The following is a 22,418-nucleotide window of genomic DNA, read 5'->3' on the forward strand; positions in this document are numbered from 1 at the left end:
TCAATCTCCGATAGCAGCGGCATTGGCTGTCACAGAATATCCCCGCGCTGCCCCATAACTGAAATTACGGGGGGCCGTCAAGACTTTAGGCGGACGTTCGTGAAAACTTCGTTCAAGACCGGCGATGCCGGGTACTTTTCCACCCGGTCGGACAAGGCCAGTGCCGAGATCGGGAAGGCGATCGGTACTGCCGGAACGGTTGCCGCGATCTGGGCGTTGATGGTGTCGTACTGGGCTTTGCGCTCAGGATCTTCGGGCATGCCCCGGGCGCGGTCGATCTTGGAGAACACCTGGGCGTCGCTGTAGCCGAACTCACCCCGCCGCTCACCGAAAAGGGTGCCCACGAAGTTATCCGGGTCCGAGTAGACGCCATTCCAGCCCAGCAAGTGCAAGGCGTGGTCGCCAGCCGACTGGACCTTGGCCAGGTAGCCGTCCTCCCAGTCCACCGGCACCGGTTTGATGTTGAAGCCGACGGCGGTCAGCTGCCTGCTGATTTCCGCGTAGATCTTTTCCGGGGTGGGGAGGTAGCTGCGGGTGACGTTGAGCGGGTAATAGAACTTGAGCGGTTCGCCCTTGTACCCGGCCTTGGCCAGCAACTGCTTGGCCTTTGCGGGATCGTAGCCCAGCGCAGGTGCATTGTTGTTGAAGCCGCTGAGCTTGGGCGGGACGAACTGGGATGCCTGCGCCGTGTTGTCGATGAAGAACTTCCGGATGAGGCTTTCCTTGTCAATGGCGTATTCGATCGCCTGGCGGACCTTGAGTTTCTGCAGGGGCGCCACGGCCTGGTTGATACCCAGGTACATCACGGAGAACGGGTCCCGTTGCACGATCTGCATGCCGTGCTTGACCAGGGCGTCGAAGGTGCCTGCGGTGACGAGGTCGTAACCGTCAATCTTGCCGCTGAGCAGCGCGTCGAGGCGGCCCTGCGGGTGGTCGAACGGAATGAAGTTGAGCGTGGCGATTTGGCCCCGGTCACCCCAGTAGCCGTCATAACTCGTGAGGGTGATCTTGTCCTTGGCCCAGGTGGAGAAGACGAACGGGCCGGTGCCGACGGGGTGCGAGGCGTATGCGGATACGGCCTGTCCGTCCAGCGTGCGGTCCAGGACGTTGGCCTTCTGCTTGGCCAGCGCCGTGGGGGAGGAAATCGCGAAGGCCGGCAGGGTCAGGGCCTGCAGGAACCCGGTGAAGGGCCGGGTGAGCCTGATCCGCACCGCGCTGGCTCCCGTGGCTGTGCAGCTCTTGAAAATGGACAGTGACGCGTTGTCCGAGAACGATTTGAACACGCTCTTGAACATGATCCCGGGCGCCTGGTTCCGGATGGCCGGTGCGAAGGTGTACCAGCGGTTGAAGTTGCTGCAGACTGCGGCGGCGTTGAACGGCGTGCCGTCGTGGAACGTGACTTTGTCACGGAGCTTGAAGTCATAGCTGAGCCCGCCGTCACCTTCGGACCATTCGGTGGCAAGCAGGGGAACGGCCTGGCCGGTGGACGGGTCAACGCCGAGCAGGCCCTCCATGACCTGCCGGGTGACGCGGTACGTCTCGGAATCGTTGCTCAGGGCCGGGTCCAGCCCGAGCGGCATGGCCGGCGTGCCGAAGTTGAAGGTCTGGTCCGGCGTGTCCGGTGTGTTGGCGGCCGTTGTGCCGGTGGACGGCGAGGGGGACGGCACACCGGTGCAGGAGCTCAGGGCCAGGGCAAGAAGGGCGGCGCCGATCTGCAGTTTCATCCGGCGTCGTTTGCTGCTTGCCACTCTTGTCCCCTCAAGGCAGTCGGACGGAAACGCGGCTGGACCCCGTGCAAACGGGGTCCAGCCGTCGATGTTGGTGCGCAAGGGGGGACTTGAACCCCCACGCCCGAAGGCACAGGAACCTAAATCCTGCGTGTCTGCCAATTTCACCACTCGCGCAACTGCCGGCGTCGGGCTCCTATGGTCCCGCTGCCGTCGGGCTCCATTCTACCCATGCAGGCGGGGTGCCCTAACGGACGTCCAGCTTCAAGTCCCGGCGCAGCTTGGCGACGTGCCCGGTGGCCCGGACGTTGTACTGCGCCACCGCCACTTTGCCCTCGGGGTCCACCACGATCGTGGAACGGATCAGGCCCTGGTAGGTGCGGCCGTAGTTCTTCTTTTCGCCCCAGGCGGCGTAGGCGTCGGCCACCTTGTGGTCCTCGTCCGAGAGCAGAGGGAAGGTCAAAGACTCTTCGGCGACGAATTTCGCCAGGGCGGGCACGGGATCAGGGGAGACGCCCACCACCTTGTAGCCCGCCGCCTGGAGGGAAGCGAGCGAATCCCGGAAATCGCAGGCCTGCGTGGCGCAGGCCGGCGTGGAAGCGGCGGGGTAGAAGTAGACGATGGTGTTGCTGCCGCGGTAGGACTCCAGGCTGACGTCGTTGCCGTCCTGGTCCTTGAGGGTGAATGCGGGGGCGGTGTCGCCGGGAATAAGTCGTTCAGCCATGGTGCTCCTTGCTTGCGTTCGCGACCACCCAGCTTAGTAACAGGGCGCCCCGGATCCGAATTGCCGTCGGTCGCCTTTATATACTGGCTGTTATGCCTGACATTGAGCGTTGGCCAACCGGAAGGCTGTTGTCCACAGCGGCGCGGCTTGTGGAGCACGCCTGGAACGAGAAGCTGAGCAGTCTCGGGCTGACCCATGCCGGGGTGATCGCCCTGGAAGTCCTCGCGGTGAAGGGCCCCATCACACAGGTCCTGCTGGCACAGATCGTGCGGGTCCAGGCGCAGACCATGGGCAAGACCCTCTCCCGCCTCGAAGCCCACGGGTACATCGAAAGATCCCGCAGCCTGAGCGATCGGCGCAGCCAGATCGTCAGCCTGAGCGAGGCCGGCACCCAAGTGCTGGACACAGCGGAACGCCTGGAGCGGGAGGTGCTGGGGGATTCGCCCGTGGACGCCAATGCCCTGCGCGGAGAGCTCAAGGTCCTGGTGCGTGCCCTGTCCGAGAAGCATGCCTCGCCCGAAGTGCACGACATTGTCGCAGGGGCCGCTTCCAGCGTCCTGCAGGCCGGCGCGGATGGCATGAAACGGGATTGAGCGTCTGGGCCTGGGGCCGCGGCCTGCAGGGTTCCCGGATATCCGCAAGCCCGGAAGCCACGCAAGCCCGGAAGCCATCAGCGGGCGGCCGTGAAACGGCTGCGGGGGCGGCCTTAAACCAGGAATCCCGGACCAGCATCAGCCAGTCCGGGATTCTCCTTGTGGTGCACCCCCCGGGACTCGAACCCGGAACCCATTGATTAAGAGTCAATTGCTCTGCCAGTTGAGCTAGAGGTGCATTCAGTTGTGGTGTCCAACCCAAAGAAATAACCCTTGAACGCAATTACCGCTCAAGGGCCCTTCCCTTGGTGCACCCCCCGGGACTCGAACCCGGAACCCATTGATTAAGAGTCAATTGCTCTGCCAGTTGAGCTAGAGGTGCCTGCCGTTTTCGACCGCCGGAATGAAGTATTTCCTTTTCCGGTGATCTCCGCAACGACATGTAACTCTACACGAGAGTCACTCAAAGTGCGAAATCGGCTGAAGGCGCGTTTCCGGTCGGGGTGCGCCGGCCAAGGACGCCGACTGGAAGTGGCGGATCCCGCCTCCGCCTGGACGGGCGGAGGCGGGACCGTAGCCGGGGATGCATTCCGGGGAGGGCTCCGGCCGTGCGGCGGTCTTGCCGTGGGCCCCTTTTGATCTCTCTACTGCAACAAGGATGCGAGAGCTGCAACAGTGGTGAATCGCTCAAGGGTCGTCTTGGCTCCGGAAAGGCCGGATCGGCTTGCCATCAGCCTCTTGACCGTGATCCATTGCACATCTACTCTGGTGCAACAGTGTTGCTGTGAATGCAACCCCAAAACCTTTGGTGGACACATGAGTAATGAATCTTCCTCTGTGGCAGCTGTACCGGCAGAACGGACTGCCATGCCCAATGGAGGCGATGGCGCCGCCCTCGCGTCGAGTCCCGTCCGCAGCGGCCAACCCCATCCCGGCAAGAACCATACGGTCAGCAAGGAAACGCGCCGACGCGTCCTTGGTGCAAGCTTCATCGGCAACTTCGTGGAGTGGTTCGATTACGCCGTCTACGGATATTTGGCCGGCATTATCGCGACCGTCTTCTTCCCCGAATCCGATCGCCAGACCGCACTGCTGGCAACGTTCGGCGTCTTCGCAATCTCGTTCTTCGTCCGTCCTCTCGGCGGTTTCATCTGGGGACACATCGGTGACAGCCTGGGCCGCAAACGAGCCCTGTCACTCTCAATCGTCCTGATGTCGGTGGCCACATTCTGCATCGCGCTGATTCCCGGCTACGCCACTATCGGGGTGATGGCGCCGATCCTGCTCCTGCTCGTCCGGGTCGTCCAGGGCTTCTCTGCTGCCGGTGAGTATGCCGGCGCGTCTGCATTCCTGGTGGAGTACGCACCGGCGAATCGCCGCGGGCTGTATGCTTCCGTGGTGCCGGCGAGCACTGCCGCGGGACTCTTGCTGGGCTCCCTTCTGGCCGCGTTGCTGAGTTCCCTCATGAGCACCGACCAGCTCAACGAATGGGGCTGGCGGCTGCCGTTCCTGCTGGCTGCACCCATGGGTTTGATCGGCCGGTACATCCGGACCAAGCTGGAGGACACCCCGGCCTTCCGCGAACTCGCGGAAGAAGACAACGCCATCAAAGCGCCGGCACGGGCGATCTTCAGGACCTACCGCAGGCAGCTCATCATTGCCACCGGTGCGGTGCTCCTTAACGCCGTGGGCTTCTACGTGATCCTTAGCTACATGCCCACCTACCTTTCGGAGGAACTGGGCTTGGGTGCCACCGAGTCGTTCCTGGCAACGACCATCGCCCTGCTCAGCTACATCGGCTTCATCTTCCTGACAGGCATCGCTTCGGACAGGTTCGGCCGCAAGAAGATGCTGAGCACCGCATCGGTGTTGTTCATCCTGTTGACCGTGCCGGCTTTCATGCTCCTGGACACCGGCAATTTCATGGTGATCGTGCTTGTCCAGATCCTGCTTGGCGGAATGCTCACGCTGAACGACGGCACCCTGCCCAGCTTCCTCGCAGAACTCTTCTCCACGAAGGTCCGCTACACCGGCTTCGCCGTCAGCTTCAACCTCTCCAATGCCTTGTTCGGCGGGACGGCCCCGTTCATGGCGACCCTATTGATCGGCATGACTCACAACGAGCTGGCCCCCGCCTGGTACCTCGTGGCTGCCGCCCTTGTTTCCCTCATCGCAGTCCTCTTTGCCGCGGAGACTTCCAAGAAGCCCCTGCGGCAGGACTGAACAAACCCATCCATTGAAAGGAACACCCATGTCCGTCGACACCACCGTCACGAACGTCACCGAACTCGAGCGCCTCAAGGTCCTCCACAACGGCACCAAAGGCACGCTGACCTTCTCCGATGCCGAATTCGAACGCCGCCTGGCCGGGCTCCGCAGCATCATGGCCGCCAAGGACCTCGACGCCGTCGTCCTGACCTCCTACCACGGCATCAAGTACTACTCCGACTTCCTCTACACCACCTTCGGCCGCAACTACGCCCTGGTCGTCACCGCCCAGGACTCAGTCACCATCACAGCCAACATCGACGCCGGCATGCCCTGGCGCACCTCCTACGGCGAAAACATCGTCTACACCGACTGGCGCCGCGACAACTTCTACTTCGGCATCCAGGAAGCCCTGCGCCAGCGCGGCATCAAGGCCACCCGCCTCGGCGTCGAAGACGACGCCCTGCCCACCCTGACCCGCGAGAAAATCGCCGCCGCTTTCCCGGGCGCACAGCTGCTGGACATCTCCCAGGACGCCATGCGCCAGCGCATGATCAAGTCCGCCGAAGAAATCGAAGTCATCAAACACGGCGCCCGCATCGGCGACCTCGGCGGCGAAGCCATCCGCAACGCCATCCGCGAAGGCATCACCGAATACGAAGTGGCCCTCATCGGCACCGAAGCCATGGTCCACGAAATCGCCAGAACCTTCCCCGACCGCGAAATCCGCGACACCTGGGTCTGGTTCCAATCCGGCATCAACACCGACGGCGCCCACAACTGGGCCACCACCCGCACACTCAAGAAAGGCGACATCCTCTCCCTGAACTGCTTCCCCATGACCTCCGGCTACTACACCGCCCTGGAACGCACCCTCTTCCTCGGCCAACCCGACGAACGCTCCCTCGAACTGTGGAACATCAACGTCGACGTCCACCGCCGCGGCCTCGAACTCATCAAACCCGGCGCCGCCTGCAAGGACATCGCCGCCGAACTCAACAACATCTACATCGGCCACGGCCTGCTCCCCAACCGCACCTTCGGCTACGGCCACTCCTTCGGCGTCCTCTCCCACTACTACGGCCGCGAAGCCGGCCTCGAACTCCGCGAAGACATCGAGACCATCCTCGAACCCGGCATGGTGGTCTCCATGGAACCCATGATCACCGTCCCCGACGGCCTCCCAGGAGCCGGCGGCTACCGCGAACACGACATCCTCGTCATCGGCCAGGACTCAGCAGAAAACATCACCAAATTCGGCTACGGCCCCGAACACAACATCATCGAAGCCTGACCCCCCACAGCGGCATGTCCGCCCGTTCGCACCAACGGGCGGGCATGCCCGGGCAAGCAGCTCCGGCGAAATATAGTGAACCCATGACTCCTGCGGAATCCAACGACGCTCCAGGCAACGGCGAGGGCAAAGGCACCTCGGTCATTGTCAACGCCATCGCGGTCTTGCGAAGCTTTAGTGCCGAAGAGCCGCTCCTGGGGGTCACCGACATCGCAGGGCGCGTCGGCCTGCACAAGAGCACGGTCTCGCGGATCCTCGCCACGTTGGAGCAGGAGAATCTCGTGGAGCGCGACGTCGATTCCCGCAGGTTCCGTTTGGGGTTGGGGATGATTGCCATGGCGGGTCCGCTCCTGGCTGAACTCGAAGAACGGCGCGCGGCCTACTCCGTGCTGCGTGAGCTGGCCGAGCGCACAGGTGAGACCAGCGCACTCATGGTGTGGAACGGCGTCGAATCGATGTGCGTGGAACAGATCCCCAGCCACCACGAAATAAAACACACCACCCCGCTCGGAGCCCGGTACCGGGATGCCATGAGTTCATCCGTGCAGGTTTTCCTGGCCCAGGAACCGGAGCAACGAATCCGGGAGCTCCTCCAGAGCGGGTCCATCGCCTACCCGGGGTTGGATGACCTCAGCCTGGACGCGTACCTTACGCGGCTCAAAGAAGACAACGAGCGGGGGTGGGCGGTTAACTACGGGGAATCCTCGATCGACGAAGTCGGCATCGCTGCCCCAGTGAGGGACCACAGGGGCGGGGTCGTTGCGGCGGTCCTGATCTCGGCACCCCGGTTCCGTGTTTCCCGTGACCGGCTCCAGATCCTGGGCGAAGCGTGTTCCGCAGCCGCTCAAAAGGTCACAGCACGCCTGGGCGGACCAGCCGTCAGGTAGGCGTTGCCCCTGCTGCCGGGCGCGGCATGTGCCGCACCGGCGGCACCTGGCCTGCAACGGGCCGTCACACCCTAGCGGGGAAGCCTGAGCAGCAGCGCAAAATCGGGGTTCCGGTTGTTGCTCAGCACCCACAGCGTGCCGTCCGGCGCCAGGGAAACGTCCCTAAGCCGGCCGTACTCACCCGTGAAGTAGGCCACGGGTGTACCGGCCTGTTCGCCGTCCAACGGAACGGTCCAGAGCCGTTGCCCGCGGAGCGCGGCGGTGTAGGCCACACCGTCCACGATTTCCAGTCCGCTCGGCGAGGCGTCCGCCGTCGACGGCCAGACGGTCTTCGCGTCGATGAAGCCCTCGCGGCCCGGGGCGCCGGTCACCTCGGGCCAGCCATAGTTGCCGCCGGGACGGATCAGGTTCAGCTCATCGTCGACGTCGGGCCCGAACTCGCTCGCCCAAAGCCTGCCGTCCTTGTCCCAAGCCAAGCCCTGGACGTTGCGGTGCCCGTAGCTGTACACGGGGCTGTTGCCGAAGGGGTTGCCCGGGGCCGGGCCGCCGTCGGGAGTCAGCCTGAGGATCTTTCCGCCCAGGGCGTTCCTGTCCTGCGGCTGTTCGCGCCGTTGCGAATCTCCCGTGCCCACATAGAGGAAACCGTCCGGGCCGAAGCGGATCCGGCCGCCGTTGTGGGTGGAAGCCTTCGGGATGCCTGAATAAACCACCTCGGGCTGGCCCAGGGTGAACCCGCCGCCAGCGCCCGCTTCGAGCCTCGCCCGGGCGATCCGGTTATCGGATTCGGCCGTGTAGTAGTAATACAGCAGGCGGTCGGTGCTGAAGCGCGGAGACAGGGCCAGGCCCAGCAGGCCGCCTTCGCCGCCGGGTACGACGCCGGGAACCTCGCCGATCGTGCGCGCCTCACGGTTCCGCACTGCTTTCAGGAGCCGGGAGTCCCGTTCGGAAATGACGGCGGTTCCGTCGGGCAGGAAGACCACGGACCAAGGGATGTCCAGGCCAAGGTCGAGCTTGGCCCGAAGCGTCGGGGCCGTACTTCCGGGGCTTGCTGTGCTCCCCGAGCTTCCCGGCGACGTGCCGGAGGCGGGGGATGAGCTGTGGGAGGGGGCAGGGACCGGGCCGCCCGTGCAGCCGGCAACCAGGGCACTGCCGGAGAGCAGGACGAGCAGGACGGTGGCGGTGCGGCTCCTGAGCCGGGTCGGCCGGAGGCCTGCTGCCCGGCCTCCGGCCAGGCCGGCTGCAGCCCGGCCTCCACCCCGGACGCCGCGCGCGGTCCGCCGTCGGGTCCGTCCTCCCGGTGCCTGCCGTTCCACCCGTCCTCCCGGCTGTCCGGCCGTCAGTCGCGTGTCCGGCGCGGCGGGCGGAATCCTGCCGCTTCGGCATGGGCCGCCGAGAGGAACCAGACGGACGCCTGGGCTTTCTCGTAGGCCGGCATGTCCTCGTCGTAGTAGGTCATGGTGCTTGCGTCCGCTTTGACGGTGAAGTCGGCGGGCCCGCTTCCGTCGGGGCCGGCCGCGGCCGATCCTTCCCCGTAGGGCTGCCCTGCGGCCAGATGCCCGCCGGCCGCCGGTGCGCTGTCTGCCGGGGCTTGAACCTCTGTGGTCCCGTCCTCGGTGGCCAGGCCTTCCTCAGCGGCGGCCGTTTCGGCCCCGGGCAGCGTAGGTGCATGCGGGGCCGTGTATTCGGGGTGGTGCACCGGGGCCTGCCGCGGCGGTGCGTCGCTCCAGCTGGCCTCCCACTCTTCCCTGTCGGCCGCAGCATCGGCGAGCGGACCGGCGTCCGCGGGTGCGACGTCGTCGGCCGTCACGCCTTCGACAGTCTCTTCGGCAGGCGGCGCTTCCCGAGGCACTTCTTCATGCAGGACGGGCTCCGCCGTCACGGGTTCTGCCAGGGCGGGCTCTGCGACGGGTTCGACGACTGCTTCGGCCACCGGCTCCGGCTCCGCCGCCATGTCCTGCGCGGCTGGGGCTCCGGCCGCTGTCTCTTCCCAGTCGTCCACGTCGCCGCCACCGGTTTCGGTGGACGGCGCCGGTGCTGCTGGTGCCTGGGGCGCCGGTGCTGCAGGTGCCGTCTCGGCACGGGAGGAAACGTCGGCGGGCGCGGAGGTGGAACCCCTTCGGCTAAGCATCCACCACGCAAGCGCGACGACGAGCACAATGACGATGACCCAGATCAACCAATCCACGGCAGGAGCCCTTCTGTTTGAATGGTGCACTTGTCAGCCTTGACGTTACGGCGGCCCCCGGAGGGTGTCCAGCAACCATCGCCTAGGGTGGCCACATGGACTTCAAGAGGTTGCGGATCCTCCGCGAACTGGCAGACAGGCAGACCGTCGGAGCTACCGCCGAGGCGCTGAAAGTCACGGCCTCCGCGGTATCCCAGCAGCTGAAGGCCCTGCAGGACGAGCTCGGTGTGGTGCTGGTCGAAAGGGACGGCAGGGGAGTGCGGCTCACCGAAGCGGGCGAGGCGATGGCCGGCGCCGCCGCCGATGTTGCTACCGCGATGGCCCGGGCCGAGTCCACTGTGGACGCCTACCGGCAGGGCTGGCAGTCGCGGATCAGGGCGGCTTTCTTTCCGAGCGCGGCCGAGATGCTCCTGCCCGGGCTGCTGCACCGGCTCGGGCAACTCGAAGGGGTACACCTCGAAGCGCATTTCGAGGACCCCGGCACCGCCGGGTTCGCCGGCCTGGCGGCCGACTATGACATCGTCCTCGCCCACAGCGTGGACGGTGCGGAGCTTTTTGTCCGGCATGGACTCGAAGTGCGGCCCTTGCTGGAAGAACCGCTGGATGTTGCGATGCCGGCGGGCCACGAACTCGCCGCGAAGGACCGGCTTACCGCGCATGACGTGGCCCGGCATCCATGGATCGGTGTGCCGGCCGGCTTTCCCTTCGACACCGTCCTTCGCCGGATCGAACTCCAGGCGGGGACGACGGCGGTCCGCCGCCAGCGGTTCCCGGACCTGCGCGTGCTGGAGGCACTCGTCAAGGGCGGCCACGGCATCAGCCTGCTGCCCCGGTACACCGCCCGCAGCGGCGCCGGCCACGGACTGGTGCTGCGGCCGATCGAAGGTGTCAGGGCCAGCCGCAGCATCGTCGCCCTGGCCCGCCGGGACGTCGCCGCCCGCACCACGGTGCGGCGCACGCTGGAACTGCTCCGCGACGTCGCGGCTGAGGTGGCGGTTCCGGAGGGCCGCACGCTTGCAGGCAAGGCTGCCCACCCGCCCGACGGACACAAGGCCGGAATCAAAGGCCCCCAAGTAGTCGTCGGCCGGCCCACGGAGTCATAGACTTTGCGCCATGACTGACGACACCCAAATTGCGACAGGCAACACACCGGACATCAAGCCGCGCAGCCGCGTCGTGACGGACGGCATCCATGCCGCCCCTGCGCGCGGAATGTTCCGGGCCGTGGGCATGGGCGACGACGACTTTGCGAAACCGCAGATCGGCGTTGCGAGCTCGTGGAACGAAATCACCCCCTGCAACCTCTCGTTGAACCGCCTCGCCCAGGGCGCCAAGGAAGGCGTCCATGCCGGCGGCGGGTTCCCCATGCAGTTCGGCACCATCTCGGTGTCCGACGGCATTTCCATGGGCCACGAAGGCATGCACTTCTCCCTGGTGTCCCGCGAAGTCATCGCCGACTCCGTGGAGACAGTCATGCAGGCCGAACGGATCGATGGCTCCGTGCTCCTGGCCGGCTGCGACAAGTCCCTGCCCGGCATGCTCATGGCGGCCGCCCGACTGGACCTCGCCAGCGTCTTCCTGTATGCGGGCTCCATCATGCCCGGCTGGGTCAAGCTCGAGGACGGCTCCGAGAAGGAAGTCACCCTCATCGACGCCTTCGAAGCGGTGGGAGCATGCGCTGCCGGCAGGATGAGCCGCGAAGACCTCGACCGTATCGAAAAGGCCATCTGTCCCGGCGAAGGCGCCTGCGGCGGGATGTACACGGCGAACACCATGGCGTGCATCGGCGAGGCCCTGGGCATGTCCCTTCCCGGCTCCGCCGCCCCGCCCTCGGCAGACCGTCGTCGTGATGACTTTGCGCGCAAGTCCGGCGAGGCGGTGGTGAAGCTGCTCCGGCTCGGCATCACCGCGCGCGACATCATGACCAAGAAGGCCTTCGAGAATGCCATCGCCGTCACCATGGCTTTCGGCGGTTCCACCAACGCCGTGCTGCACCTGCTTGCGATCGCGCGCGAAGCCAACGTCGAACTGACCCTGGACGACTTCAACCGCATCGGCGACAAGGTCCCGCACCTGGGCGACCTCAAGCCTTTCGGCCGTTATGTCATGACCGACGTCGACCGGATCGGCGGGGTGCCCGTCATCATGAAGGCACTGCTCGACGCCGGACTGCTGCACGGCGACTGCCTCACCGTCACCGGCAAGACTGTTGCCGAGAACCTCGAATCGATCAACCCGCCGGACGTCGACGGCAAGATCCTGCGGGCTCTGGACAACCCGATCCACAAGACCGGCGGCATCACCATCCTGCACGGTTCGCTGGCCCCGGAAGGCGCCGTCGTCAAGAGCGCCGGTTTCGACGCCGACGTGTTTGAAGGCACAGCCCGCGTCTTCGAGCGCGAGCAAGGTGCCCTCGACGCCTTGGACAGCGGTGAGATCCACAAAGGCGACGTCGTCGTCATCCGCTATGAGGGTCCCAAGGGCGGCCCGGGCATGCGCGAAATGCTCGCCATCACCGGGGCCATCAAGGGCGCCGGCCTCGGCAAGGATGTCCTCCTGCTTACCGACGGCCGGTTCTCCGGCGGGACAACCGGTTTGTGCATCGGGCACGTCGCTCCCGAAGCCGTCGACGGCGGCCCTATCGCCTTCGTCAAGAACGGCGACCGGATCCGCGTCGACATCGCTGCGCGCAGCTTCGACCTGCTGGTAGACGAAGCTGAACTTGAGGCCCGCAGGGCCGGTTGGGAGCCGCTGCCGGCAAAGTTCACCAAGGGTGTCCTGGCCAAGTACGCCAAGCTCGTGCACAGCGCCTCCACCGGCGCCTACTGCGGTTGAGCCATTAGGCTTGGGCAACCACGCTTAATAAGGGAAGCCCCGAGGGGCCCCGGGCAAGCGGCGTCCGCGCCGCCTGCCCGGGGTAGGGGTTTCCCGCCTGCCGCCTGGCGCTGTGGGCCAGCCATTTGACCAGTCCGTGGACTATGATGTCCATATAGTGAGACCCGGGTTGGTCGCGTTTGACACCTCTCTTACTAAGAGGGAAAACTGAACGCATGATCGCAACCGTTACCGGCACCGTCGTCGTACTTAGCAAGCGCGTGGCTTACTAAGCCGGCCGGCAACGATCTGTCACGCGCAACCCCTCGAAGAGCCGCAAGGCTGAGGGGTTTTTTTATTGCCGACGGCAGAGCACCCCGTGATCACCCGCAGTACCCCAGCAGTACCTTTCATTAACTGAAGATCCCCAAAGGAAGAGTCCGATGAGCAAAGGATCGCCGATCAGCCCCTCGCTGATGGCTGCAAAGTCCGCTGGAGCACCAAAAGCTCCGGAAAAAGTCGACCGTGCCGCTGACGCCGTCGTCGACAATGCTGCAACTCTCTCTCCTGTCCTCGGGCCGAACAACGTTGTACCCCCAACGGTGATGACCGGCTCGGAAGCTATCGTGCGCTCGCTCGAAGAACTCGGCGTCGACGATATTTTTGGTTTGCCCGGTGGCGCGATCCTCCCCACCTACGACCCCTTGATGGCCTCCAAGATGAATCACGTCCTGGTCCGTCACGAACAGGGAGCCGGCCACGCAGCCCAAGGCTACGCCATGGTCACCGGACGGGTGGGCGTCTGCATCGCCACCTCGGGCCCCGGTGCCACCAACCTCGTTACCGCCATCATGGATGCCCACATGGACTCCGTGCCCCTCGTCGCCATCACCGGCCAGGTCTCGGCAGCCGTCATCGGCACCGACGCCTTCCAGGAGGCGGACATCGTGGGCATCACCATGCCGATCACCAAGCACTCCTTCCTGGTGACCGACCCCGAAGACATCCCGCACGTGATGGCCGAAGCCTTCCACCTTGCATCCACCGGCCGTCCCGGCCCGGTGCTGGTGGACATCGCCAAGAACGCCCAGGTCGGCAACATGACCTTCTCCTGGCCGCCGAAGGTGGACCTGCCGGGCTACCGGCCAGTGGTCCGCGGCCACAACAAGCAGGTCCGCGAGGCGGCCCGCCTGATCGCCGAGGCCAAGAAGCCGGTGCTCTATGTGGGCGGCGGCGTGGTCAAAGGCCACGCCTCAGCCGAGCTGCTGGAACTTGCCGAGTTGACCGGCGCGCCGGTGGTCACCACGCTGATGGCCAAGGGTGCCTTCCCGGATTCGCACGCCCAGCACGTGGGCATGCCCGGTATGCACGGTACGGTCTCGGCTGTCACCGCGCTTCAGCAGGCGGACCTCCTGATCACCCTCGGCGCCCGCTTCGACGACCGCGTGACCGGCGTGCTGAGCACCTTCGCTCCGAACGCAAAGGTCATCCACGCCGACATCGACCCGGCCGAAATCTCCAAGAACCGCCTGGCCGACGTGCCGATCGTCGGCTCGGTCAAGGAGATCATCCCGGAACTGACCGAAGCGGTGCGCAACCAGTTCAGCCAGTCCGGCACCCCGGATCTCTCTTCCTGGTGGTCCTTCCTGAACAACCTGCGCGATACCTACCCGCTGGGCTGGACGGAACCGGAAGACGGACTCAGCGCCCCGCAGCGCGTCATCGAGCGCATCGGTGCCCTGACCGGCCCCGAAGGCATCTACGTGGCCGGCGTCGGCCAGCACCAGATGTGGGCCGCGCAGTTCATCAAGTACGAGCGTCCGCATGCCTGGCTCAACTCCGGCGGTGCCGGAACCATGGGTTACGCCGTGCCGGCCGCCATGGGTGCCAAGGTGGGCGAGCCGGACCGCGTGGTCTGGGCGATCGACGGCGACGGCTGCTTCCAGATGACCAACCAGGAACTGGCCACCTGCGCGATCAACAAGATCCCGATCAAGGTGGCGATCATCAACAACTCCTCGCTGGGCATGGTGCGCCAGTGGCAGACCCTCTTCTACGAAGGCCGCTACTCGAACACCGACCTGCACACCGGCCACGAGACGGTCCGCATCCCGGACTTCGTCAAGCTCGCCGACGCCTACGGCTGCGCCGCGCTGCGCTGCGAACGCGACGAGGACATCGACGCCACCATCCAGAAAGCCCTGGAGATCAACGACCGCCCCGTGGTCATCGACTTCGTGGTCAGCCCGAACTCCATGGTGTGGCCGATGGTGCCCGCCGGTGTGTCGAACGACCAGATCCAGGTAGCCCGCAACATGACCCCGGAATGGGAAGAGGAGGACTAAGCATGAGCCGCCACACACTGTCCGTTCTGGTCGAAGACAAGCCCGGCGTGCTGACCCGCGTGGCCAGCCTCTTCGCCCGGCGCGCCTTCAACATCAACTCCCTTGCCGTGGGCCCCACCGAAGTCACCGGCATCTCCAGGATGACCGTCGTCGTCGACGCCGATGGTGAGCTCATCGAGCAGGTCACCAAGCAGCTGAACAAACTGATCAATGTGATCAAGATTGTCGAGCTGACTTCCGAATCTTCCGTACAGCGCGACCACATCCTGGTCAAGATACGTGCGGATGCCGCAACTCGTCTGCAGGTCACCCAGGCTGCAGACCTGTTCCGCGCCTCCGTGGTCGACGTGTCCACAGACTCGTTGGTCATCGAGGCAACGGGTCACCCCGAGAAGCTCACGGCGCTGCTGTCAGTGCTGGAGCCATTCGGCATCCGTGAAATTGTGCAGTCCGGCACGTTGGCCGTTGGACGGGGATCCCGCTCCATGAGTGACAGGGCATTACGCTCCGCGTAACAGGCAGGCTCGGCGCCGCCTGGCCGGGCACGGCTGCTCTACTGCAGCACCACAGAATTACATCTCCAAGAAACCACTCAAGAGGAGTTACGCAAGTGACTGAAATGTTCTACGACGACGACGCAGACCTGTCGATCATCCAGGGCCGCAAGGTTGCCATTGTCGGCTACGGTTCCCAGGGCCACGCCCACGCACTGAACCTGCGCGACTCCGGCGTTGAGGTCGTCATCGCACTCAAGGACGGCTCCAAGTCCGCCGCCAAGGCCGAGGATGCAGGCTTCACTGTCAAGAACGTTGCCGACGCCGCCGAATGGGCCGACGTCATCATGATCCTGGCACCGGACCAGCACCAGCGCTCGATCTTCAATGACTCCATCAAGGACAAGCTGACCCCCGGCAAGGCCCTGGCCTTCGCCCACGGCTTCAACATCCGCTTCGGCTACATCAAGGCTCCGGAAGGCGTCGACGTCATCCTGGTCGCCCCGAAGGCTCCGGGCCACACCGTGCGCCGCGAATTCGAAGCCGGCCGTGGCATCCCGGACATCATCGCCGTGGAGCAGGACGCTTCCGGTTCCGCCTGGGAGCTGGCCAAGTCCTACGCCAAGGCCATCGGCGGTACCCGCGCCGGCGTCATCAAGACCACCTTCACCGAAGAAACCGAAACCGACCTCTTCGGCGAGCAGGCTGTGCTCTGCGGCGGCGTCTCCCAGCTGATCCAGTACGGCTTCGAGACCCTGACCGAGGCTGGTTACCAGCCGCAGATCGCCTACTTCGAGGTGCTGCACGAGCTCAAGCTCATCGTTGACCTCATGTGGGAAGGCGGCATCGCCAAGCAGCGCTGGAGCGTTTCCGACACCGCTGAGTACGGCGACTACGTCTCCGGCCCGCGCGTCATCACCCCCGAGGTGAAGGAAAACATGAAGGCCGTCCTCGCCGACATCCAGTCCGGTGCCTTCGCCAAGCGCTTCATCGACGACCAGGACAACGGTGCCGTCGAGTTCAAGGAACTGCGCGCCAAGGCAGAGCAGCACCCGATCGAGGCCGTCGGCCGCGAGCTGCGTTCGCTGTTCTCCTGGCAGCAGCAGGACGCCGACTACGTCGAAGGCTCCGCAGCCCGCTAATCCCCGCGTCCTCCCCGATTGTGGTGCGCTGAGCGCACCACAATCCGGGACCCTCGGACGCGTGGGCCCAAACGTCCTCCCGAACGACATTGCGCTGAGCGCACCACAATCGGGGACCCTCGGACGCGGGGGCCCAAACGTCCTCCCGAACGACAGTGCGCTGAGCGCACCACAATCCGGGACCCTCGGACGCGTGGGCCCAAACGTCCTCCCGAACGACATTGCGCTGAGCGCACCACAATCGGGGACCCTCGGACGCGGGGGCCCAAACGTCCTCCCGAACGACAGTGCGCTGAGAGCACCACGTCCGTGGACACATGAGGCGCCCGTCCGGCCACCAGGCCGGGCGGGCGCCTTTGTTTTCCGCAGCTCCGCCGGACCGCCGGGGCGGGAGTGAGTTTGTTCACAAGCAGCCCAAGGCGTGCGTAACATCGATCCCGGGCGCCGGAAACGCCGTCGGGGAACGATATTCTGGGCGGGGTCGGTTCTCAGTTCCGGCCACGCATCCGCTCCTTGTCCACAGTCCTGTCCAAAGTAAGGTGCCACCCCGTGTCAGACACGAAACCCGTCGTCCTCATCGCCGAGGAACTCTCGCCCGCAACGATCGAGGCACTCGGCCCCGACTTCGAAATCCGCCAGGTCGACGGTTCTGACAGGTCCGCGCTGCTGCCGGCCATCGCCGACGTCGACGCCATCCTGGTCCGCTCGGCAACCCAGGTGGACGCGGAAGCGGTTGCGGCTGCCAAGAACCTCAAGGTGATCGCCCGCGCAGGTGTCGGCCTCGACAACGTCGACATCAAGGCCGCCACCCAGGCCGGCGTCATGGTGGTCAACGCCCCGACGTCGAACATCGTCTCCGCCGCGGAGCTCACCGTGGGCCACATCCTCAGCCTGGCCCGCCACATCCCGCAGGCCAGCGCCGCGCTCAAGGGCGGCGAGTGGAAGCGCTCCAAGTACACCGGCATCGAACTCTTCGAGAAGAAGATCGGCATCATCGGCCTCGGCCGCATCGGCGCCCTCGTGGCCGCCCGCCTGCAGGGCTTCGACACCGAGATCCTCGCGTACGACCCCTACATCACCTCCGCACGCGCCGCCCAGCTCGGCGTCAAGCTCGTCACCCTGGACGAACTGCTGGAGAACGCGGACTTCATCACCATCCACATGCCCAAGACCCCCGAGACCGTGGGCATGCTCGGCGCCGACGCCTTCCGCAAGATGAAGGAATCCGCGTACGTCGTCAACGTCGCCCGCGGCGGCCTGGTGGATGAGGAAGCGCTCTACGTCGCCCTGAAGGAAGGCCAGATCGCCGGCGCCGGCGTCGACGTCTTCGCCAAGGAGCCCAGCACCGACCTGCCGTTCTTCGAACTGGACAACGTCGTGGTCACCCCGCACCTGGGTGCCTCCACCGACGAAGCCCAGGAGAAGGCCGGCGTGTCCGTGGCCAAGTCGGTCCGCCTCGCGCTTGCCGGCGAGCTGGTCCCCGACGCCGTGAACGTCGCCGGCGGCGTCATCGCCCCCGACGTCCGCCCCGGCATCCCGCTGATCGAGAAGCTCGGCCGGATCTTCACCGCCCTGACCCACGACTCCCTGACCCAGATCGACGTCGAGGTCGCCGGCGAAATCTCCAGCCTGGACGTCAAGGTCCTCGAACTGGCCGCCCTGAAGGGCGTCTTCGCCGACGTCGTCACTGAGCAGGTTTCCTACGTCAACGCGCCGGTGATTGCCGAGCAGCGCGGCATCAACACCCGGTTGATCACGACGGCGGAAGCCGAGGACTACCGCAACGTCCTGACCCTGCGCGGCGCCTTGAGCGACGGTTCCCAGATCTCCGTGGCCGGTACCCTGACCGGCCCCAAGCAGGTCGAGAAGCTCGTGGGCGTCAACGGCTACGACGTGGAAATCCCGATCACCGAGCACCTTGTGGTGGTTGCCTACCAGGACCGCCCGGGCGTTATCGGCACCATCGGCCACATCCTGGGCATGAACAACATCAACATCGGCGGCATGCAGGTGGCACGCCAGACCGAAGGCGGCCAGGTCCTCGCCCTGCTGACCATCGACAGCTCCGTCCCCCAGCAGGTCCTTGACGCCATCAAGGCCGGCATCGGCGCGGACATGGTCCGCGAAGTGGACCTGGAAGACTAAAGCCGCGAGGGTCCCGGGTCCGCTGGCTCGGGCACGGGACCCAGCCGCGAGTAGTACTGGGAAACATGGGGGGTACGCGCCGAAGCCACGGGTTTCGGCGCGCAGCCGTGGCCGGTCTGCATACAATGGCTTGGTCCGACTTTCGGATCCGGCGGCAGGCCGGCCACTACTTTTCGCAAAACAAACGCAGGACAACGCTGCCTGCTGCGCACTGCCCCTGCGTGTGTGCGCCCGCAATCCAGGTCTCAGGGAGAGCCGAATGAACGCCGTCCAGAGGTTCATCAGAAGCCGAGTGCTCCTGTTGACTTCGGCCATCTTGATCGTCGCCATGTGCATGTCCGTCTTCATCCAAAGCCAATCCCAGGCGGCCCTCAACCGTACCGTGGATGAGAATTCCCGGGGCCTGTACGACATCCTTGTCCAGGCCAAGGGTTCCAAGGATGGAAAGGCGATGATCCAGCCGGAAATCGCCACCGGACAAGGCGGAATCAGCTTTGACCAGCTGGAGAAGATCCGTGCCTTGTCCGGCACGTCGGTGGCTGCCCCGATCAGCCTCGTCTCCCGCGTCATCCAGAACCTGGAGGCGCCGAAGCTGAACGCCATGGACTACCTCGGCTACAACTCCGGCCTGGCCGGCGGCGCCACTGCCGGTGACCCCACGGGCACGGACGCCAAGAAGTGGCCCGCACCCGAGTCGGTGCTGCCGGAGAAGGCCACGAAGTACCGTCTCACCGCCACTGCGGTCAGCTCCGACGGCGTTTCCGAGCAGACCCTCTTCAAGACCAGCGCCGAAGGCACCCTCGGCAAGGCCAAAGTGGTCGAGCAGACCACCGCTGGCGGCAAGAGCATCCGCATCACCGGCCCGGACGGCGAGACCGGCATCAAGTTCCCGTCCCCGGCCGGCGGCTCCGACCACAACCTCTTCAACCTCTCGGTCTCACTGCCCATGGCGCCGGAGGTGACCGAGTCCGTCGTCGCCGTCGACCCCGCAGCCGAACGCGCGCTGCTCGGCTCCGCCGGCGACTTCCTGGCGCCGCTCGAGAAGGCCCCGCCGGCCGATGCCCGCAACGCCGGCGCGATCGGCCGCTACTTCGAAGAGCTGTTCACGAAGGCCCCCACTGAGCAGGAACTCGAGGAAGGCCCGGACTTCCTGGGTGTCAAGCTCAAGTACTGGGCACCGCTGATGACCCAGTACCAGCAGGCCAAGCTCGCCGGCCAGCTCACGGACGATTCCCAGGCGATCCCGCTGATCGTCCGCAAGGGCACCTCCCTTGACCTGAAGTACTCGGTCAAGATCGAGGAAATCGACGATTCCGGCAAGGTCGTCAAGGACATCGGCACCGTTTCGCGGTCCCTGGACAAGGATTACCTGCCGTTCGTGTCCCGCTCGCCGTTCACCCTGGAATGGCCGGGTTCCACCGACCACAGCCAACTCCTGGGCAACACCGGAAACTTCAGCCAGGGCCTGTACCAGCCCGCGCAGTGGAGCACCGACTTCGCCGCCGCGCCCAAGTACAAGGACGGCGAAACCGCCGCCAACGGCTCGCTCAACAAGTCCGCGACGCCGGGGGAGTGGGTCACCGTGAACCGCCTCCCGGAGAAGTCCCTGCTCGGCGAACCGGTGGACCAGACCCAGCGCCAGCCGGCCGACGAGCGCTCCTACCGTGAGAGCCTCGCCACCGGCAACACCCCGGCCGCCCCGCTTCCGATGGTCTATGGCACCTTCGACCCCGCTGAGGTCCAGGCCGCGGCCGGCGACGTCAACAAGCTGCCCCTCGGCGGCTACGACCCCGCGCCGATGACGCTCGAAAAGGACGCCGGCGGCAAGGACACCGACAAGGGCCTCAAGCCCTCCCTCAGCGCCACCGGCCTCGTCAGCCAGTCCGCCGGTGCCATCACCGACTACTACGGCCTGGCCGCGGCCCGTGGCTACGACAGCAACGCCAACGTGATCGACGCCGTCCGTGTCCGGGCCGACGCTTCCGGCAACTGGAAGCAGGCCCAGCCCGAAGTGGAGAAGCTTGCCGCCGAGATCCGCGCCATGGGCCTGGAAGCCACGGTCGTGGCAGGCTCCGCCCGCGAAGACGTCAGCATCTTCGTTCCCGGATACTCCAAGGACGACGCCGGCAAGGAATCCGCGCTCGGCACCGTCGCCCAGTCCTGGGTCCGCCAGGACGCTGCAGACGCCGTGTCAGGATCCTTGACGGGGACCAACATCACCCTGCTGTTCCTGACTCTCTGCGGCGCCACCCTGTTGACCGCGGCTTCCACCGTCAGCTACATCCGCCAGCGCCGCAACCAGGCCGGCATCCTGCGGGCCATGGGCTGGACGCAGGGCAGGATCCGCCGCTGGGTCCTTGAGGAATTCGGCATCGGCGCCAGCGTGCTGGCCGTCGCCGGACTGGCGCTGAGCCTGCTGAGCTGGAACCTCGGCACTGTGATCGTGTCCGTGTCGGTGCTGGTCATCTACTGCGCCGCTGCCTACATCGCGGCCCTCATGTTGCGCCACCGCCACGAGGTGGACCAGGAACCGCAGCACGACGAGCGCCTGTTGCCGGTCGACTCGGCACTGTCCTTCGCCTACCGTCAGGTGGTCACCAACCGCTTCAACTCCGCGGCCCTGGCCGTGGCGGTCGGCGTGTTCGGCGCGGCGGTCGGTGCCCTCATCGCGCTGCTGATCGACATTCCGCGGGCCGCCGGGGCCAGTGCGCTCAGTGGCCTCGCGGCCGCGAGCGTGGCACTGCCCAGCGTGATCATGGCCATCACGGGCGTGCTGGTGGGCCTGCTCCTGACCCTGGTGACCGCCCGCTTCGAACTGCAGGCCAAGCGCCAGTACTTGTCCACCCTCGAAGCCATGGGCTGGAACCCGGACATGCTGGGCCACGTGCGCTTCTTCGAGAACGCCCTCGTGGGCACCGTCGCCGTGATCCTCGGCGTGCTCGGAGCCCTCGCCCTGGGCCTTATCCTTGCTCCCTACGCCGCCCTGTGGGCGGCCCTGGCCGGATTGCTGGCCGTCATCTGCTGGATTCCCATCGCAACGAAAGTGGTCAAATGACTGAGAATCTCCACAACGACCCGCACGCAGCGCTGGAGGCCGTACAGGCATCCGCCGGGGATCCCCTGCAGACCCGTGCCAACACCATCGTCAAGGCCGCGGACCACGCCACCCCCTTGGAACTGAGCCGGATCACCATCCGGTACGGCGGCGACAAGGGCGGCGCCGAGCCGGTCACCGTCGTCGAGGACTTCTCCCTGACCCTGCACGCGGGCGAGATGCACTGCGTTGCCGGCCGAAGCGGCTCCGGCAAGACCAGCATCCTCACCGTCGGCGCCGGCCTGACCCTGCCGACGGCCGGCCGCGTGCTGTGGGAGGGCCAGTCGCTGGAAACCATGGGAGACGACGAGATCGCAGACCGCCGCCGTGCCCTGATCGGCTATGTCGACCAAGGCGGCGCCCTGATCGATGGCATGAGCGCCCTGGAGAACGTGCTGCTCCCGGCAGTGCCCGACGGCGAGGTGGAACAGCGCACCGAAATGGCCAAGGACCTGCTTGACCTGGTGGGCCTGGGCCGGCGCATGCGGCACCGCCCGGCGCAGCTCTCCGGCGGTGAACGGCAGCGCGTAGCGATTGCCCGGGCCCTGATCCTGGGCACCCGCGTCCTGGTGGTGGACGAACCCACCGCGTCCCTGGACCGCGCCTCGGCCAACAAGATCATCGGCATCCTCAAGGACACCAGCACCGACGGCATCGCAGTGCTGGTCGCCTCGCACGACCACGAACTCGTGCGCCTGAGCGACACCCTGACTGAGTTGAACTGATTGAGCTGAATTGATTGAACCTGGCTGCCGCCTTTCCCGGG

The 22,418-nt window shown here is 65.8% G+C and carries 16 protein-coding genes and 3 tRNA genes; 12 read left to right on the forward strand and 7 right to left on the reverse strand.

The window, feature by feature from the left end; genetic code table 11:
• Positions 1-77: 77 nt before the first annotated feature.
• The 3 genes from DWV11_RS13115 to bcp all read right to left on the reverse strand — a co-directional run bounded on the left by DWV11_RS13115 (position 78) and on the right by bcp (position 2,451).
• On the reverse strand, positions 78-1,748 hold the full coding sequence (locus tag DWV11_RS13115) for an ABC transporter substrate-binding protein (RefSeq protein ID WP_245953628.1): 1,671 nt from the start codon (positions 1,746-1,748) through the stop codon (positions 78-80).
• A 71-nt stretch (positions 1,749-1,819) separates the two neighbouring features.
• Positions 1,820-1,904, reverse strand: a tRNA-Leu gene (locus tag DWV11_RS13120).
• 70 nt (positions 1,905-1,974) lie between these two features.
• Positions 1,975-2,451 (reverse strand): thioredoxin-dependent thiol peroxidase, encoded by a 477-nt coding sequence (gene bcp / locus DWV11_RS13125; protein WP_115789370.1) that lies wholly within the window; start codon positions 2,449-2,451, stop codon positions 1,975-1,977.
• 92 nt (positions 2,452-2,543) lie between these two features.
• On the opposite strand from bcp, the gene DWV11_RS13130 reads away from it, so the two are divergent.
• Positions 2,544-3,044, forward strand: coding sequence for a MarR family winged helix-turn-helix transcriptional regulator (locus tag DWV11_RS13130; protein WP_115789371.1), 501 nt, complete (start codon positions 2,544-2,546; stop codon positions 3,042-3,044).
• Positions 3,045-3,206: 162 nt separating this feature from the next.
• Here the strand turns inward: DWV11_RS13130 and DWV11_RS13135 are convergent.
• Both DWV11_RS13135 and DWV11_RS13140 read right to left on the reverse strand, forming a co-directional pair.
• Positions 3,207-3,282 (reverse strand) — tRNA-Lys (locus DWV11_RS13135).
• Between the two features lie 68 nt (positions 3,283-3,350).
• Positions 3,351-3,426, reverse strand: a tRNA-Lys gene (locus DWV11_RS13140).
• Between the two features lie 485 nt (positions 3,427-3,911).
• Here DWV11_RS13140 and DWV11_RS13145 point away from each other — a divergent pair.
• From DWV11_RS13145 to DWV11_RS13155, 3 genes are all read left to right on the forward strand, one after another.
• Positions 3,912-5,267: an MFS transporter gene (locus DWV11_RS13145; protein WP_245953630.1), complete on the forward strand. Its 1,356-nt coding sequence runs from the start codon at positions 3,912-3,914 to the stop codon at positions 5,265-5,267.
• Between the two features lie 28 nt (positions 5,268-5,295).
• Positions 5,296-6,546 carry an aminopeptidase P family protein gene (locus DWV11_RS13150; protein WP_115789373.1) on the forward strand — a complete coding sequence of 417 codons (1,251 nt, stop codon included), beginning with the start codon at positions 5,296-5,298 and terminating at the stop codon, positions 6,544-6,546.
• 83 nt (positions 6,547-6,629) lie between these two features.
• A complete protein-coding gene (locus DWV11_RS13155; RefSeq protein ID WP_115789374.1) occupies positions 6,630-7,433 on the forward strand; it encodes an IclR family transcriptional regulator in 804 nt (267 codons plus the stop codon).
• Between the two features lie 71 nt (positions 7,434-7,504).
• Here DWV11_RS13155 and DWV11_RS13160 read toward each other — a convergent pair whose 3' ends face one another.
• The gene (locus DWV11_RS13160) at positions 7,505-8,665 is read right to left on the reverse strand and encodes a PQQ-dependent sugar dehydrogenase (protein ID WP_115789395.1); all 1,161 of its coding nucleotides are present in this window, start codon (positions 8,663-8,665) and stop codon (positions 7,505-7,507) included.
• Positions 8,666-8,769: 104 nt separating this feature from the next.
• Positions 8,770-9,618, reverse strand: a complete 849-nt coding sequence (locus tag DWV11_RS13165; RefSeq protein WP_115789375.1) for a sunset domain-containing protein — start codon at positions 9,616-9,618, stop codon at positions 8,770-8,772.
• Between the two features lie 95 nt (positions 9,619-9,713).
• Between DWV11_RS13165 and DWV11_RS13170 the strand changes: the two genes are divergently transcribed.
• The 8 genes from DWV11_RS13170 (at position 9,714) to DWV11_RS13205 (ending at position 22,377) form a co-directional block, all read left to right on the forward strand.
• Positions 9,714-10,721, forward strand: a complete 1,008-nt coding sequence (locus tag DWV11_RS13170; RefSeq protein ID WP_115789376.1) for a LysR family transcriptional regulator — start codon at positions 9,714-9,716, stop codon at positions 10,719-10,721.
• 10 nt (positions 10,722-10,731) lie between these two features.
• Positions 10,732-12,453 carry a dihydroxy-acid dehydratase gene (gene ilvD, locus DWV11_RS13175; RefSeq protein WP_115789377.1) on the forward strand — a complete coding sequence of 574 codons (1,722 nt, stop codon included), beginning with the start codon at positions 10,732-10,734 and terminating at the stop codon, positions 12,451-12,453.
• Positions 12,454-12,875: 422 nt separating this feature from the next.
• Entirely contained in the window at positions 12,876-14,777 is a 1,902-nt protein-coding gene (locus tag DWV11_RS13180) for an acetolactate synthase large subunit (RefSeq protein WP_115789378.1), read from the forward strand.
• Positions 14,778-14,779: 2 nt separating this feature from the next.
• Positions 14,780-15,292 (forward strand): acetolactate synthase small subunit, encoded by a 513-nt coding sequence (gene ilvN, locus DWV11_RS13185; protein WP_115789379.1) that lies wholly within the window; start codon positions 14,780-14,782, stop codon positions 15,290-15,292.
• A 56-nt stretch (positions 15,293-15,348) separates the two neighbouring features.
• Complete coding sequence (ilvC, locus tag DWV11_RS13190) at positions 15,349-16,413, forward strand: ketol-acid reductoisomerase (protein ID WP_281269622.1); 1,065 nt, start codon at positions 15,349-15,351, stop codon at positions 16,411-16,413.
• Between the two features lie 549 nt (positions 16,414-16,962).
• The gene (gene serA / locus DWV11_RS13195) at positions 16,963-18,558 is read left to right on the forward strand and encodes a phosphoglycerate dehydrogenase (protein ID WP_115789381.1); all 1,596 of its coding nucleotides are present in this window, start codon (positions 16,963-16,965) and stop codon (positions 18,556-18,558) included.
• Between the two features lie 259 nt (positions 18,559-18,817).
• On the forward strand, positions 18,818-21,613 hold the full coding sequence (locus DWV11_RS13200) for an ABC transporter permease (protein ID WP_115789382.1): 2,796 nt from the start codon (positions 18,818-18,820) through the stop codon (positions 21,611-21,613).
• Positions 21,610-22,377 (forward strand): ABC transporter ATP-binding protein, encoded by a 768-nt coding sequence (locus DWV11_RS13205; RefSeq protein WP_210725744.1) that lies wholly within the window; start codon positions 21,610-21,612, stop codon positions 22,375-22,377. Before DWV11_RS13200 ends, DWV11_RS13205 begins: the two co-directional genes overlap by 4 nt.
• Positions 22,378-22,418 lie beyond the last annotated feature (41 nt).

The sequence above is a fragment of the Arthrobacter silvisoli genome, from assembly GCF_003369445.1.
Classification (GTDB): Bacteria; Actinomycetota; Actinomycetes; order Actinomycetales; family Micrococcaceae; genus Arthrobacter; species Arthrobacter silvisoli.

What these genes read in the sequence shown, in the direction of transcription:
- bcp (WP_115789370.1), bottom strand. Translation starts at nt 2,451, where the DNA reads ATGGCTGAACGACTTATTCCCGGCGACACCGCCCCCGCATTCACCCTC.
- DWV11_RS13130 (WP_115789371.1), top strand. Translation starts at nt 2,544, where the DNA reads ATGCCTGACATTGAGCGTTGGCCAACCGGAAGGCTGTTGTCCACAGCG.
- DWV11_RS13145 (WP_245953630.1), top strand. Translation starts at nt 3,912, where the DNA reads ATGCCCAATGGAGGCGATGGCGCCGCCCTCGCGTCGAGTCCCGTCCGC.
- DWV11_RS13150 (WP_115789373.1), top strand. Translation starts at nt 5,296, where the DNA reads ATGTCCGTCGACACCACCGTCACGAACGTCACCGAACTCGAGCGCCTC.
- DWV11_RS13155 (WP_115789374.1), top strand. Translation starts at nt 6,630, where the DNA reads ATGACTCCTGCGGAATCCAACGACGCTCCAGGCAACGGCGAGGGCAAA.
- DWV11_RS13170 (WP_115789376.1), top strand. Translation starts at nt 9,714, where the DNA reads ATGGACTTCAAGAGGTTGCGGATCCTCCGCGAACTGGCAGACAGGCAG.
- ilvD (WP_115789377.1), top strand. Translation starts at nt 10,732, where the DNA reads ATGACTGACGACACCCAAATTGCGACAGGCAACACACCGGACATCAAG.
- DWV11_RS13180 (WP_115789378.1), top strand. Translation starts at nt 12,876, where the DNA reads ATGAGCAAAGGATCGCCGATCAGCCCCTCGCTGATGGCTGCAAAGTCC.
- ilvN (WP_115789379.1), top strand. Translation starts at nt 14,780, where the DNA reads ATGAGCCGCCACACACTGTCCGTTCTGGTCGAAGACAAGCCCGGCGTG.
- DWV11_RS13200 (WP_115789382.1), top strand. Translation starts at nt 18,818, where the DNA reads ATGAACGCCGTCCAGAGGTTCATCAGAAGCCGAGTGCTCCTGTTGACT.
- DWV11_RS13205 (WP_210725744.1), top strand. Translation starts at nt 21,610, where the DNA reads ATGACTGAGAATCTCCACAACGACCCGCACGCAGCGCTGGAGGCCGTA.